This window comes from Novosphingobium sp. (assembly GCF_041915465.1).
GTDB lineage: Bacteria > Pseudomonadota > Alphaproteobacteria > Sphingomonadales > Sphingomonadaceae > Novosphingobium.
Map to the genome: position 1 here is coordinate 1 of NZ_JAYSBK010000080.1, position 14,679 is coordinate 14,679.

Annotated in this window: 13 protein-coding genes; 7 read left to right on the top strand and 6 right to left on the bottom strand. The window is 65.5% G+C overall.

Translation table 11 applies throughout. The annotated features are described in order from the left end of the window. Together ACE3SN_RS12680 and ACE3SN_RS12685 are read right to left on the bottom strand one after the other, a co-directional pair. On the bottom strand, positions 1-250 hold a 250-nt coding region (locus ACE3SN_RS12680; RefSeq protein WP_374530558.1), incomplete at its 3' end, for a TonB-dependent receptor plug domain-containing protein. A gap of 295 nt (positions 251-545) precedes the next feature. Then, entirely contained in the window at positions 546-1,409 is an 864-nt protein-coding gene (locus tag ACE3SN_RS12685; RefSeq protein WP_374530547.1) for a LysR substrate-binding domain-containing protein, read from the bottom strand. Between the two features lie 108 nt (positions 1,410-1,517). Here ACE3SN_RS12685 and ACE3SN_RS12690 point away from each other — a divergent pair, with 108 nt between their 5' ends. The 3 genes from ACE3SN_RS12690 to ACE3SN_RS12700 are packed head-to-tail and all read left to right on the top strand — an operon-like array spanning position 1,518 to position 5,811. Further along, positions 1,518-2,897 (top strand): proton-conducting transporter membrane subunit, encoded by a 1,380-nt coding sequence (locus ACE3SN_RS12690; RefSeq protein WP_374530548.1) that lies wholly within the window; start codon positions 1,518-1,520, stop codon positions 2,895-2,897. Positions 2,898-2,899: 2 nt separating this feature from the next. Next, positions 2,900-5,452, top strand: coding sequence for a DUF2309 domain-containing protein (locus tag ACE3SN_RS12695; protein WP_374530560.1), 2,553 nt, complete (start codon positions 2,900-2,902; stop codon positions 5,450-5,452). A 2-nt stretch (positions 5,453-5,454) separates the two neighbouring features. Further along, positions 5,455-5,811: a P-II family nitrogen regulator gene (locus ACE3SN_RS12700; RefSeq protein WP_374530549.1), complete on the top strand. Its 357-nt coding sequence runs from the start codon at positions 5,455-5,457 to the stop codon at positions 5,809-5,811. Positions 5,812-5,925: 114 nt separating this feature from the next. On the opposite strand, the gene ACE3SN_RS12705 is transcribed toward ACE3SN_RS12700, so the two are convergent. After that, on the bottom strand, positions 5,926-6,942 hold the full coding sequence (locus ACE3SN_RS12705) for an AraC family transcriptional regulator (protein ID WP_374530550.1): 1,017 nt from the start codon (positions 6,940-6,942) through the stop codon (positions 5,926-5,928). Positions 6,943-7,019: 77 nt separating this feature from the next. Between ACE3SN_RS12705 and ACE3SN_RS12710 the strand changes: the two genes are divergently transcribed. The 4 genes from ACE3SN_RS12710 to ACE3SN_RS12725 are packed head-to-tail and all read left to right on the top strand — an operon-like array spanning position 7,020 to position 10,566. Continuing rightward, on the top strand, positions 7,020-7,406 hold the full coding sequence (locus tag ACE3SN_RS12710; RefSeq protein WP_374530551.1) for a carboxymuconolactone decarboxylase family protein: 387 nt from the start codon (positions 7,020-7,022) through the stop codon (positions 7,404-7,406). A gap of 3 nt (positions 7,407-7,409) precedes the next feature. Beyond that, entirely contained in the window at positions 7,410-8,468 is a 1,059-nt protein-coding gene (locus ACE3SN_RS12715; RefSeq protein ID WP_374530552.1) for a 3-keto-5-aminohexanoate cleavage protein, read from the top strand. Positions 8,469-8,490: 22 nt separating this feature from the next. Next, complete coding sequence (locus ACE3SN_RS12720; RefSeq protein ID WP_374530553.1) at positions 8,491-9,306, top strand: SDR family NAD(P)-dependent oxidoreductase; 816 nt, start codon at positions 8,491-8,493, stop codon at positions 9,304-9,306. Then, positions 9,307-10,566 (top strand): MFS transporter, encoded by a 1,260-nt coding sequence (locus ACE3SN_RS12725; RefSeq protein WP_374530554.1) that lies wholly within the window; start codon positions 9,307-9,309, stop codon positions 10,564-10,566. Between the two features lie 152 nt (positions 10,567-10,718). On the opposite strand, the gene ACE3SN_RS12730 is transcribed toward ACE3SN_RS12725, so the two are convergent. From ACE3SN_RS12730 to ACE3SN_RS12740, 3 genes are read right to left on the bottom strand one after another with little or no spacing between them, the layout of a single operon-like run. Further along, entirely contained in the window at positions 10,719-13,034 is a 2,316-nt protein-coding gene (locus ACE3SN_RS12730) for a TonB-dependent receptor domain-containing protein (RefSeq protein WP_374530555.1), read from the bottom strand. Beyond that, the gene (locus ACE3SN_RS12735) at positions 13,006-13,956 is read right to left on the bottom strand and encodes a FecR family protein (RefSeq protein WP_374530556.1); all 951 of its coding nucleotides are present in this window, start codon (positions 13,954-13,956) and stop codon (positions 13,006-13,008) included. Before ACE3SN_RS12735 ends, ACE3SN_RS12730 begins: the two co-directional genes overlap by 29 nt. Continuing rightward, on the bottom strand, positions 13,953-14,567 hold the full coding sequence (locus ACE3SN_RS12740; protein WP_374530557.1) for an RNA polymerase sigma factor: 615 nt from the start codon (positions 14,565-14,567) through the stop codon (positions 13,953-13,955). The genes ACE3SN_RS12735 and ACE3SN_RS12740 overlap by 4 nt, the downstream gene beginning before the upstream one ends. Positions 14,568-14,679 lie beyond the last annotated feature (112 nt).

Below are 14,679 nucleotides of genomic sequence, written 5' to 3' on the forward strand. Positions count from 1 at the left end.
GCACCGTAACCTTCGAGCCTTCGCCGCTGTTGCGATCGATCGAAACGCCGGTGATGCGCTGCAGCGATTCTGCGAGGTTCGTGTCGGGGAACTTGCCGATGTCTTCGGCGGAAATGGCATCAACCACGCCGCCGCTGTCGCGCTTGATGTCCATTGCCTGGCGCAGACTCGCCCGAATGCCGGTCACGACGATTGTCGAATCCTCTTCGGGAGCAGCATCCGCCACCTGAGCGGATGCCGCCTGGGCCATGAAGCCGATGGCAAGTGCGGAAGCGCCCATGAACATCCGATGGAATCTGGGCTTGCGCGAATCAGTCATTAACAGTGACCTCCCCATGTTTTCGTGCCTTAGGGCACAAATTATTCACGTTGTGAACGTTCACCTAAATGAGAACGTTCACTAAGTCAATGCGTGTCGACTGCAATCCAATCCGATATCGCCGCGAGGCGCAGGGATGGCGCGGCACTCGAAGTTGACGTCACGAACGCCCGATCGATCCCGCTCACGCCGACCTTACCGCCAATTCGCCTGGTCGCGTACCTGCTCAGCCTTTCTCCAGCGCTTCGATAATGTGCTGCGCAAGGCGATGGCCAGTCTGGGAAAGTCCCGGTGCCTCGATCAGGGCGATTTCCGTGTCGTAGAGGGGCGGCAAGGCGGGGTCATTGGTAATCGGCGTCAAATAGGGCGGAACCATTTCCCTCGGCAGCACCGTGATGCCAAGGCCCGCGTTAACTGCGGACTGGCTGCCCGCCAGGCTGGTCGAGGTATAGGCCACCCGCCATTTCCGGCCCACGGCATCCAGCGCATCGACCGCGCGCTTGCGATAGACGCATGGCTCGGGCGAAACCACCAGAGGCACTGTTTCCAGACCGGCGACGGCAAGTTGGTCCCGCGCCACCCAGACCAGCGGTTCGCGCCAGACCCGCACGCCTTCCAGCCGCGCGGAAGGTTCGCGCTTGACCAGGACCAGATCGAACGCTCCCTCATGGAAGCGATCCAGCAAATTCAGCGTCAGGTCGCAGGTGACCTCGAATTCCACCAGCGGGTGGGCCTTGGCGAATGCGGCGAGAACGGCCGGCAAATGCGCAGTGGCAAAATCCTCGGGCACGCCGATGCGGACCCGGCCCATCATGTCAGGTTCGAACAGTTCGGCGATTGCGGCATCGTTGAGCCTGAGGATTTGCCGGGCCGGGCCAAGCAGCCGTTCCCCCTCCGGCGTAAGGCTGAGCGACCGCGGGGTTCGCAAGAAGACGGCACGCCCCAATTGCTCCTCAAGGCGCTTTACCTGCAGGCTGATGGTGGACTGCGTCCTACCCAGCCTTTCGCCAGCGCGGGTGAAGCTGCCGGTTTCGGCAATCGTGACGAAGCACCGCAGCAGGTCGAGGTCGAGGGTTCTGACTCCAGGCATCGGTCCATCACAGCCTCAATCATTTAATTTGTCAATGTTTGATATTTCAACAACTCGTTTCAATAATGGTTGAACAAGCGACAATGCCGCCCCCGAAAGGGAGGTTCGATGCAGACTTCGCAAATCCGTTCGACAAATGCGCTTGCCCATCCGGTCGTCGGCGTTCTCTGGCTTGGCCTTGGCGCGGTGGTGGCAGGGCTGGTCACACGGCCCGCAAGCGCCGACGCATCAGGGCCGTCGCTGACGGTAGGACTGCTGACGCTGTTCGTGGCAGCGACCGTTGCCACCTATTCGCTGCGCTATATGCGTGCGGATCCGCACGCCACGGGCTTCTTCGCACGCTTGGCTGCACTCGTTGCCGCGGTCCTCACCGTTCTGTTCACGGGCAATCTGATCGTGCTCGGAATCGCCTGGTGCGCCAGCGGCTGGATCCTCGCCGGACTGATCGGTCACAACCCGACCTGGCACGAAGCCGGTGCGGCCAGCCGGCGCGCGCGGCTGGCATTCCTCGTCGGCGACGCCGCGCTGCTTGGTGCGCTGGGCATCCTCGGCTGGCAAGCTGGCAACTTGCAGATCGACGTGGCCCTTGCCGGCGCCCCCATGCTTTCGCCCATCCTCGCAACGGCGGCAGCCCTGCTTCTGGTCGTCGCCGCCGCCGCACGCTGCGCACAGCCGCCCTTTTGCAACTGGCTGCTTTCGTCGATGACGGCCCCCACGCCAGTCTCGGCGGTGATGCATGCGGGGCTCGTCAATGCCGGCGGCTTTCTGCTGATCCGCTTCGCCCCGTTGCTGGAGGCTTCTTCCATCGCCCGCCTGTTTGCCATCGCAGTGGGGCTGGGCGGCGCGATCTACGGCATCGGCATCATGATCGTCCGCCCGGACATCAAGCGCTCGCTCGCTGGCTCCACCGTATCGCAGATGGGCTTCATGATCCTGACCTGCGGCCTGGGTGCCTATGCGGCCGCGCTTTGGCACATCGTCGCCCACGGGTTGTTCAAGGCCTGGTTATTCCTGGGCTCAGGCTCGGCGATCGGCATGAAGCCGCGCAAGCCAGCCGCCCCGCTGACCGGCGGGACGGCTATGGTGGCCGCGGCAGCGGCGGCCGGCGCAGCGATCGTCGTTCTTTCGAGCGGCGCTGGCAGCGCGAATAGCCTGCCACTGCTGCTGGGCTTCGCAACGGCAATCGCGGCGCTGACCCTCTCGCTTCGCGCCCAGACGCCGATGCGCACGAACGTGATGCTTGTCCTGACGCTGGTCGCACTCTTCGTCCTGCATGCCTCCGGCCTTGCCTTGGCTGAAGTTGCGATCGGCCACGATGCCGCGCCGCCGGCGCCAAAATGGGCGGTGCTGACTTTGCTGGCGGCCTTCCTCGGCACTTGGATCTGGCAGCAACGCATGGCCGCAGGGCGCGGGCTGCCGCTTGCGCTCTACGTTCGTCTGATCAACGCCGGCACCCTGTCTGCCGGCCACAAGGGAGAACAGCAGTGAACATGATTTCCCCCCTGATCTCGGTTGATCCCGTGCTCAGCCGGACTGAAGTGGCTGGCCTGGTGGCGCTGGCCGCCCGCACCGTCCCGCCGATTTGGCCACTCGAAAGCGCGATCGCCGTCAACCCGCTCTCAGGCTTCGAAAGCCTGCCCTATGAGCGGGCCGTGGGGCTGGCTGCGCAACGCCTTGGTGCCCGCCAGAACCTGGCGCTCGCCCACTGGCGCAAGCTGCTTGCGATCGGCAAGCTTGAGGAACGGCCGCTGCGGGATGCCGCAATTCAGCAACTGGGCGGCCTGGATGCGGCCTTTACGCGGATCGCACCCGATGTTTCGTGCCTCGATCTGCTGATGGCGCGGCTCTTGCAGCTTGAAACGCACGATCCAGCAGACGCGCCGCGCGGCCTGGCACCGGAGGCAGCCTTCGTTGCCAAGTGGTGCTCGGCATTTTTCGATCAGGGTCAGGCCGCCCTGCCCATGCCTAATCGCGAGCTTGGCTTTTACCGGGCAACGCTGGCCGCCATCGCTTATGATCCCCAATTCCGCGACCTCACCGGCGAGCCCGGCCAGCAACTGCTGCTGAGCGTGCCGCGCGATCCGCTGGAAGCGATCGCCGAAGGGCTGGCGGCCGTTGGCGTTCACCCCGGCAAGGAAGAACAAGTGCTCGCGGAACTGGTCGCGCGGCTACCCGGCTGGGCTGGTCACATTCGCTGGCGCAATGATCATGCCGATCCGGAGATTGCGGCCTACGGACCGGCCGGGATGGCCGATCTGCTGGCGCTTTGGATGTTGCTGGAGCGGGGAGGAGCCGGATTGTCCCGGCGAAAGCCAGGCGAACAGACCGACGTCGCGGCCTTGCTGGCGCAGCACTTCGGCCTGTCGACCGCGGACATCGCCGGCCTCGACCGGCAGAGTGGCGCGCGCTTTGCCGCGATTGCCGCAATGCGCGAGGACGCGCTTGGCGCCATCTTTCAGACGGCGGCAGAGTGGACCTATCGCAATGCCCTGGTCCCCAGTCTGCAGTCTGCCGCGACTCGGCTCGAGCCATCGACCGCACCGGCCGCGCAGTTGGTGTTCTGTATCGATGTCCGGTCGGAGCCGTTCAGGCGCGCACTGGAATTGCAGGGCAATTACGAAACGTTCGGCTACGCCGGCTTCTTCGGCCTGCCCATCGCGCTGCACCGGCATGGCGACGACCGGCGGACCCGGCTGCTGCCGGTGCTGCTGGCGCCGCAGCATGATCTGGTCGAAACCGCAGTTCCGGGCCGCGAGGCCGATGTGGCAAGCCTAGCCGCCGAACAGGCTCGGACACGGCACACGCTGGCGATGTTCCAGACCGGCAAGCAGGGCACAGCGACAGCCTTTGCGACCGCAGAGGCGACTGGCCCCCTGGCCGGTTTGCTGATGGCTACGCGGACCATTGCACCTCGCCTTGCAAAGCGGATCAGTGCCGCTTTCTCCGCCTCGCGCGCCGAAATCCTGGCTCCGGCTTTGCGGCGGCACGAGCACGGCCATGGCCCGCAAGCTGCGCCGTTCACCCTTGAAGACAAGGTTGGCTTCGCCCATGCCCTGTTCAAGTTGACCGGCATATCAGCCCAGACAGCCAGGCTGGTCGCGCTGGTCGGCCATGGTGCCAGCGCGGTCAACAATCCCTATGCAGCTGCGCTCGATTGCGGCGCCTGCGGCGGACATGCGGGCGGTTCGAACGCGCGGATCCTGGCGAGCATCCTGAATGACCCGGAAGTCAGGAGCGCCCTGGCGGCAAAAGGCATCACGATCCCCGCAGCGACCTGGTTCATCGCCGCCGAACACAACACAACCACGGACGAGGTTGAAGTCTTTGACAAGTGCGCAATCCCGGAAAGTCATCGGGGCGACCTTGCGGCCTTGATAGAGGATCTCGCAAAGGCGGGCGCGGCCAATCGGGAACGCCGGGCCGCTTCGCTGGGTCGGACCGCCAACGACCTCCTGACTGGCGCGACGCACTGGGGTGAGGTGCGCCCGGAATGGGGCCTGGCGGGCAATGCGGCGTTTATCGTCGGGCCGCGTGCGCTGACCAAGGCAATCGACCTTGAGGGACGCGCGTTCCTGCACAGCTACGACTGGCAGGCGGACCCCGACGGCACTGCGCTTACAACGATCCTGACCGCGCCAATGGTCGTCGCCCAGTGGATCAACTGCCAATACTTGTTCTCCACCATCGATAACGAGCGCTATGGCTCGGGTGACAAGACCACGCAGAACGTCGTTGGCGGCATTGGCGTCCTGCAAGGCAATGGCGGCGACCTTCGCATCGGGCTGCCGAAACAATCGCTCTTCACGGACGATGGCACGCCATTCCACGTTCCCCAGCGCTTGCTGACGGTCGTCCTGGCACCCTTCGATCGGGTCGAAAAGCTGGTGCAATCGAACGACATTCTAAGCCGCTTGTTCGGCAACGGCTGGGTCACTCTGGTCGTGATCGATCCACTGACCGGCAAATCGCTGCGCTGGCGCCGCGACGACGAAATGGATGGCGCTGTTGCCGCCACGCCCAAGAATTTTGAAATGGAGGTTTGACCATGACCATCACTGCCTTTGGCGGCCTTACGCTGCACCGCATGAAGAAGATCGAGATCGTGCTGCTCGCCGAGGACCACGCGCTTGTCGAAGACCTGCTCAAGGCTGCCGGAGTTGGCGGCTGGACGATCATTCGCGATGTAGCCGGCATGGGACATAGCGGCTTCCATCAAGGCAAGACCATCTTCAACGACCAGAGCGGGCTGGTGATGTTTGTCGGTGTTGCCGATGACAAGGTGATCGCTGATGTCGCGCGGGGCCTGGCCCGCCTGTTCGAAAAACGTCCGGGCGTGACGTTCCTGTCCGACGTTGAAGTGATGCGTTCGGACTACTTCGCCAAGGCGCCGGCCTCCGTGTGATCGAACCGGCTTTCGCCCAATGTCCCACGATTGTCCCCACCGCGAGGCTTCACGGCAACCATCGGGAATACAGACTTCCCCCTGCCCTGGATCCTTGCGGTGGCGGCTGCCTGCCTAATCGGATTGTCGCGAACTTCCCGCCTGCTTGCGCCACGCCTGCGGCGCCAGACCAAAGCGGCCTGAAAACCATGCCGTGAATGCGGCCGAACTGGCAAAGCCCAGCAGCCCGGCAATCTCGGCGTTGCTGCGCGACGAGCCCGACAACTGCCCGCGCGCGACTTCGCCGCGCACCTCGTCGAGCAAGGCGTGGAAGCTGACCCCTTCCGCTGCCAGACGCCGTTCCATTGTTCGGCGCGACATGCCCAGGCGCTCCGCCGCCAGCGGTGCGGTGCAGCGCCCGCTTGCCAGCATTGCGCGCAGCAGGCGGCGGATGCGCTCTGCAAGCGGCAGGTCGGCAAACCCAGGAAGCGTTGCGCGCAGCTGGGCGGTATAGGGGCGCAAGGCGGCCTGGGCGAGCAGGTTGGGCCGTTCAAGGTCGCCAGAATCGAAGGCAACTCCGCTGAAATCCTGGCCGAAATGAACTCGCCCGCTGAACGCCCGTTCGAACGCGCCGAGCCGCACCGGGCGCTGCCGTTCCAGATAGATCCCAAGCGCGTGCCAGTCCGTTCCCAGCAGTTGGCGCAGAATCCGGTGGAGCATGGCCACGGCCACATCTGCGGCCTGCACTTTCACGCCCTCGCCCGCCAGCTCGCACGACAGGATCGCCAGCCCGTCATGCTCTGACAGAGCGATGCTCAGCGCTTCATTGTGGAGTGGCAGGTAGGAGATGAAGATTGCCAGCGCGCTGCGGATATCGGGTTCGTCGCGCGCCAGCAGCGTGACCGGCCCGAGGTTCGAAAAGCCGCGCAATTCCGCGAGCCGCAATCCGAAATCGTCGGCTCCGGCGTGTTCGGCTGCAGTTTCGAACAGACAGTTCACCGCTCTGGTCGGCAGCCGCCGGTCGGGATCGGCCTCTGCATCGCCGGGCAGCCCGGCCGAACGCAGCAGCGCCTTGGGATCGAGCCCGTAGGACCGGGCCAGGGCGCCAAAGCCAGTGAGAGCCGCAGCGCGAATGGTTGGGATTTGGCGCATTTGCGAAATTCAATGGCGCAAATTCTAAATCATGTCCAGTCCGGCAGGCTATGCTGGCGGCAACTGGGAGAAACCGGATGCCAACCGCCACACCGATCAGCGATGCCGCGCGTACCAACGGACAATGGAACCAGGCCTGGGATCAGGCTGCCGCCTTCGATGCCGAATGGATGGAAAAGTTCCTCGACATGGGGACGCATCCCGTCCGCAAAGGGATCATCGATCCCAAGACCTACGAATTCATCGCCATCGCGGTCGATGCCAGCTGCACCCACATGTATTCGCCGGGGGTCAAGCGGCACATCGCCAAGGCGCTCGATCTGGGCGCGACCCCGGAAGAGATCATGGCCGTACTGCAACTGGTTGCCGTCCTGGGCATCCATTCGGTCGCACTCGGCACCCCGCATCTTGTTGACGAAATGAAGGCACGCGGACTGCCCGTGCCGACCACCAAGGAGGACTGAACCATGCACTTCCTCGATGACAGCCTGCTCCCCGAAAACCAGGAAAAGCTGGTGATCCAGGTCGCCCCCTATGGCCCGCAGTGGCTGCCGGGCGATTTCCCCGAAGACATTCCCGTCACCATGGCCGAACAGGTCCAGAAGGCGGTCGATTGCTACAACGCCGGGGCGACCGTGCTGCACCTGCACTGCCGCGAGGCCGACGGGTCGGGATCGAAGCGCCTGTCGATGTTCAACGAGATGATCGACCGCATCCGCACCGCCTGCCCCGACATGCTGATCCAGGTCGGCGGCTCGATCTCGTTCGCACCCGAAGGCGAAGGGGCCGAGGCCAAGTGGCTGTCCGACGATACCCGGCACATGCTGGCCGAACTCACCCCCAAGCCCGATCAGGTGACCATCGCGGTCAATACCAACCAGATGGACATTTCCGCGCTGATGGACGCCGACGACATCGCCGGGACCTGCCTGACCAACCCGGCCATGTTCGAAGCCTATCGCAACATGTATTTCGAATGCGGCCCGGTGTTCATGGAAGAACACCTCAAGCGGCTCGTCGCGAACGGCATCCAGCCGCACTTCATGGTCGGCGACATGAGCCAGCTCGAAACGGTCGAACGGCTGATCCGCAAGGGCCATTACCAGGGGCCGCTGGTGCTCAACTATGTCGCCATCGGCAGCGGTGCGGCAGGGACGCATCCGGCGGACCTGATCGAGTTTGCCCGCCGCGTGCCCGATGGCGCGGTGCTGACGATCGAGACGGTGATGCGCAACGTCGCCCCGTTCAGCGCCATCGCCATTGCGCTGGGCCTGCACGTGCGCTGCGGGATCGAGGACAACCTGTGGAGCCGCAAGGGCGAACGGATGACCAGCGTCCAGCAGGTCGAGCAGATGGTGCGCATCGCGAACGAACTGCACCGCGATGTTGCGAGTGGGCCCGAGGCCAAGGCGATCTACCAGATCGGCACCTTCTACCAGTCCACCGACGAAACCCTGCGCAAGCTGGGCTATTCGCCCAACCGCCAGCCCGGTCAGCGCGGCGTGCCCCGGTGGGAATATGCCTAATTCGGTTGAGAGGCCAAAACCGTTGGAGGGGAGAGTCTGCGTCGTCACCGGCGGTGCGCGCGGGCTCGGGCGGGCGATCGCCGCTGCGCTGGGCGCAGCCGGCGGTCGCCTTGCGCTCTGCGACGTCCTGACGGAGGAGCTGGAGCAGACCGCCGCAGACCTGCGCCAGGCCGGGTACGAAGTCTTCACCGCGCCCTGCGATGTCAGCGACAGCGCCAGCGTCGATGCCTTCTTCGCCGCAGTGGAACGGGCGCTCGGCCCGGTCGACGTGCTGGTCAACAACGCCGCGCTAGTTCCCGGCGCGCCGGAGGACGAGGCGCGGCGCAGCCGGCATTACACCTACCTGACCACGCCCGAACCGCGCACCAGCCTGGGCTTCACCAGCGCGATGAGCGATGCCGAGTGGCTGAAGTACTGGGGCGTCAACGTCCACGGGGTGTTCTTCTGCACGCGCGCGGCCCTGCGGCAGATGGAACCGCGCCGCCATGGCCGGATCGTCAATGTGGCCTCGATCGCCGGACTTTCCGCCTTCAGCGCGCACAGCCCGCACTATTCGGCCACCAAGGGCGCGGTCGTGGCCTTCACCCGCACAGTCGGGGCGGAAGTGGCGGGGGCCAATATCTTCATGAACGCCATCGCGCCGGGCGGGGTCGCGACGCCGATGTTCGACGATTACATCGCCCGGCTCGACGCCGAGGCGCGCGGGAGGCTGTTCCAGATGATCCCGGCCGGACGGCTGGGGACGATGGACGAATATGCCGGGCTTGTGCTCTATCTGGCCGGAGACGGGCATTATCTGGCTGGCCAGGTTATCAGCCCCAACGGGGGGATGTTCTGAGTGAGCGAAGACGGCGGCAAGCATGCTGGCAGCGAACGGGGCTTTCCTGCGGGCCTGATCCTGTTCCTGATGTTGCTGCACGTCGTCAATCAGGTCGACCGACAGCTGCTGGCGGCGTTCGCGGCGGACATCATGCGCGACCTTGGCCTTAACCGCAGCGAATTCGCGCTGATCGCCGGACTTGCCTTCAGCGGGGTCTATGCCTTTGCCGCGCTGTTTGCCGGCGTGCTGGCCGATCGGCTGGGCCGTGTGAAGGTGCTGGCGGGTGGCCTTAGCGCGTGGAGCCTGTTCACCACGCTGGCGGGCCTTGCGCAAGGCTTCTGGACCATGCTCGCGGCCCGGCCTTTCGTCGCAGCGGGAGAGGCTACACTGGTGCCCACGGCCAGCAACATCATCCTCGCCCGGGTAGGCGATCGCTACAAGGCGGGCGCGCTGGGGCTGTTCTTTGCCGGGATTCCCCTGGGCATTGGCGGCGGGTTCCTGATCGCGGGCGCGCTGGGTCCGGTCATCGGCTGGCGCGGAACCTTCATGGTCATGGGGGCAATCGGGATCGCCGCCCTTGCCGTGCTGGTGCGGCTGAAAGACGATCCGCCTGACCTTTCCCAGCGCCCGACCGTGCGGGGCAACCTCGCCGCGCTGATCGCGGTCAACAAGGCAAGGCCGCGCGTGATGTGGGCATCGCTCGCGATCATCCTGGCCCACTGCCACACTGCCACGAGTCCCTTCGTCCAGCTCTGGCTGGTCGAGGACAAGGGCCTGGAGCCGGCCCGCGCTCAGACGCTCTACGGCCTGATGTTCGTCTGCGTCGGCCTTGTCGGGACCTTCGGCGCCGGCTTGCTGGGCGATTGGGCGCACACCCGGCTGGGCTGGGACCGGGCACGCACAGCCTTCCTGATCCTGCTCGTCCTGGGACCGTTGCTGCCACTCTACCGGCTAGCGGATGCGGGCGGAGCCGCATTCCTGATCGGCATGGCCGGGTCGATCCTGTTCATGACCGTGCTCTATGGACTGGTCTTCGTCGTGGTCGAGGAACTGCTGCCGCCACAGCTCAAGGCCACCTCGACCGGTCTTACCATGTTGCTGATCAACGTCTTCGCGATCGGAGGGGTCTCGCTCGGGATCGGCGTAGTAAGCGATCATCTGGCCACCTCCGGCGCGGCCGACAGCTGGACCATCCCGCTGATCGGGGCCGATGCCCTCGCCCTGCTCGCAATCCCGTGCATGTTCATGGCCATGCGCGGCGCACAAACAGACCGATAGGGCCAACCAGTCCTGCAAGACTTGGTGGGCTGTGGCCGGCCCCACCGGGCGTTCCGCGTTGAGAGCGTCTTCACACCAACCTTCGCCAGCCAGGCTGGCTCAGCACCGGCGATGCCCGCTACGACTGGGTCAACCAAGCCCGCAACGAGCCTTCAAAAGTGCGTCGAAAGCCCGACCGACACGCTGGGCGGACGCTGCGGAATATACTGCCGCATCGTCCCGAAGCGCAGTGAATTACCGAACGCGAAATCGTCCTTGCGGCTTCCCAGCAGATTGTCGGCGGTAAGGAATGCCTCCGCCCGGCCAAGCTGGACCTGCGCTTCCAGCCCGGCGTCGAAATAGGAGCCCATCGGCCGGTCGATCGACGGATCGAAACTGAGCCGCTGCGGCCCGACATAGCGCAGCCTGAGCGCAACACTGGCATTGCTTGCGCCGATCCGAAAGTCCCGGCGCAAGGCACCGCGCACGGTGAAGGTCGGCACGACCGGGAGCCGGCGATCGTCGAGCGAGACGCCAAGTTCATTGCGGACCAGCCGCGCGTCGGTTGCCGCCGCGCCGGCCTGTAGCGAGAAGCCGTGCGGCAGGGGCAGTTCAAGGCTCAATTCGGCCCCGACGATCCGGGCCTCACCGGCATTGACGCTTTCGATCAACCCGTTGGACTGAAGCACATCGGATTGCAGGTTTTCCCAGCGCGAAGCGTAAATGCTGGCATCGATACGTCCTCCGCCCAGAAAACTGCGCCGCCAGCCCAGTTCCAGCGTGCGCAGTTCGTCGGCCTTGAGCATTTCGAACTGGCCGGACGCGCTGATATCCGACCCGCCTTGCCGATAGGTCGAGGCATAGCGCAGATAGACGATCTCGCCCGTCTGGGGCTGCCATGAAATCGCCAGGCTCGGCGCAAATCCGGTGCGGCTGCGCTGTTGTTCGGCTGGGCCGGACGCCAGGATCCGGCGTTCCCTGGTGGAGCCGCGAAACAGGCGCCCGCCGGCATCGATGCTGAGGTCCGGCAAAACCGGTAGCGTCACATCGCCGAACAGTGCGGTCTCGGTGGTGTTGCGGCGATCATCGTCGAGCACGATGGCGGCGCCGGAAAACGAATTCAGGGTCCCCACCGCAGTCTGCTTCGCCTCGAGGTGCGAAACTCCGCCCAGCCAGCGCAGCTTGCCCGCGCTGCCGCTGATCCGCGCTTCGCTGTCCCAAACGCGATAGAAGCGCCGGTCTTCATAGAGGCTTGGATCGGCAAGGGCGAAGCTGTCCGCGCCAATCGTGGCATCGAGCGTATCGGTAACCTCGTGCCAGGTCACCCCGGTCGAGAGCGTGATGTCCACGCCCCCGGCCTGGCGCGAAAGGCGCGCGGAGAGGTGGCGTATGTCGTTGTCATGAGGTTCAGGCAGCTGCGCGGGGCGGCTCCGCGCCTCGGGCGCATAGACATAGCTGCTGTCACGCGATTCGAGCAGCTGGACCAGGCCGGACAGGTCAAGCCGCCAACCGCCGCCCGGCACCACCCCCAGATTGAACCGCCCGCCAAGCAGGTTCGAGCGATTGCTGTCGGGTCGATGGCCGGTATCGACCCAGCCGGCTTCATTGGCCCCGTAACCAACCAGCCGGAGCCCGACCATGCCCGCGACCACCGGCAGGTTCACCGCCACGGATCCGCTGTAGCCCTGATTGCCATGTGCCACGCTGTCCGCGCCGACGAAGCCGGTCAACGAGCTCTCGTCGACCTTGGCGCGGTTGGGCACGATGTGGAAAATCCCGCCCAGCGCGCCGGTGCCATAGAGCGAGCCCTGCGGCCCTTTCAGCACCTCGACCCGGTCCACGTCGACCAGCCGGATGTCGGGATCGGGCGCTGAGAAGGTCAGGCGGCTTTCATCGAATACGACCGCAACGGTCGATTGGCTTTCACCGTTGAAGGCGCTGTCCGCCACGCCGCGCAGAAACAGGCGATTGCGGCCGGGGCCAAGGCCGGTCATGGCAAGGCCATCGCTTTGCGCGGCAATCGCCGAAGTCCCGGTGGCGGGAGAGCGCGAACGCAGCGGATCGAGCTGGATGACGGTAATCGCCATCGGCACCTGGCTCAGCACACTGCGGCGCTTGGCCCCCGTTACCATGATCGGCGTGGTGTCGATCGCTTCCGGGATGGGCTCCGTCCGGGCAACGGGCGCGGGCACAGTTGTCGCAGGCGCGGAAGGGTGCTGCGGGGCGCGTTCGATCCGCCACGCGGTGGGGCCTACCTGCCGCGCAACATAGCCCGATCCGGCCAGTATCCTTTCGAGCGCCTGGGCAACGCTCATCCGGCCGCGGACAGGGACCGTGCGCAGTGATGGCAGGCTACCCTCTGCGCCGATCGAAACCTCGGCCTCGCGGGCAAGTTCCGCCAGCGCATCGGGCAGGCGGGTTGCGGCTATGTCGATCGATTGGACGGCAGGCTGGCGCGCCTCAGCGGCGCTTGTCCAGCATAAAGCCATCAGCGCTGCGGCGGAGGTCAACGTCCATGAATTTCGCAAGATCGCGCAGTGCCGCTTCGCCATCGCCAAAGACCAGTGTTCCCGTGAACGGGCGGTCACGAAGCGTTGGCGCCACCGTCACCTTTATTCCGGCATAGCGCGAGATATCGGCCGCGACCAGTTCCAACGGCGCGGTATCGAATGAAAGGCGTCCGCTGCGCCATTCGCCCACGGCCGAACTGTCGACGGCCTTGACGATTGCCGTTCCGGCCTTGGCGTCATAGGTGAGGCCGCTGCCCCGCGGCAGGCTGATCGGCTTGCCGAGCGCGTCCGAGCTGACCGAAACCACCCCCTCGGCGACCTTTACGCGGACTTGCCCTGCCCCTTCCTGCACGTCGAAGCGGGTGCCGATATCGCCGATCTTGATGTCGCCGGCGGTCACTTCAAGGCTGCGCGAGGGATCGTGCTTGATATCGAACCAGGCCCCGCCGCCAAGCGCGATGTGATCCTGATGCCGCCCGGCGATTGCCAGGGTGCTGTGCGGCGCAAGGATCACGCTCGACCCATCTTCCAGGGCAATCGTCTGGCTGCTGGCCCCGGTCGCATAGGTTACCGGCGATGGCGCGATGACCTGCGGCAGGACCAGCACGGCGGCAAGCGATGCGGCAATCGCAACCCCGGCCCAGCGCGCCCAGCGACGCGGCGCGGGAGCGGCTTCGGGCTCGTCGTCGTTGGCGCCCCGCAATGCGGCACCACCGCTCTCCAGTTCGGAGCGATGCTCGCCCAGCAGCGCCGTGCCCAGCGCAACCGTATCGTAGGCTTCGCCGTGGCGCGGATCGGCCTCGAGCCAGACCGTGAAGGCGGTCCAGTCCATATCCGGGTCCTGCGTGGCTTCGTGCCAGCGCATTGCCTCGATCAAGATCGCTTCTTCGTCCCTGTTCATGACTGTTCTTCCGACCGCGGAGTTCCCCCGCGAATTTGCCCCCGTGATGCAGACGCCGCGCTCGCCGCATATCCGCAGTCCGCCAATGCACGCCGCAAATGTTTCATCGCCACGGCCAGGTGCTTTTCAACGCCGCTGCGGCTGATCCCCATCGCTTCGGCGACTTCGCCCTGCGGCAAGCCTTCGAAGCGGTGCAAGTGCAGGGCTCGGCGTGCGCCCGGCGGCAGTGTTTCGATCGCACGGCGCAGGAGTGCGGCCTCCTGTTCGCGGGCGATCCGCTCGTCGGCGGGCTCGCTGCGGTCGGCGCGCTCCTCGATCGCAAGGTCGGCCTCGCCGTCGGCATCGGTCCACTGCCGGTCGCGCGCCATCGCCCGCATCCGCGCGCGGCGGGTATCGAGCACCAGGTTGTTGGCCATCCGGAACAGATAGGCCCGGCCGTTGGCGATCGGCCCTGCAGATAGCGAGCCGACCTTCAGCCAGAGTTCGTGGAGCAGGTCCTCGCCGTCGCCGAAATCGCCGCACCGCGCCCGCATGAACCGGGCGAGTTCGGCCCGGTGGGCTTCGAACAGCGCGGCAAGCCCCCCGCCCGCATCTGCTTCACCGCCTTGCACCCTGCACCCGCTCCGCAACTGTGTGGCGACACTCATGCCCCAGCAACGACGAACAGGCCAGTAATCTTGCGCGCGATCCTGCGGCTTTCGATTGCGATGCGATCGGCCCGGA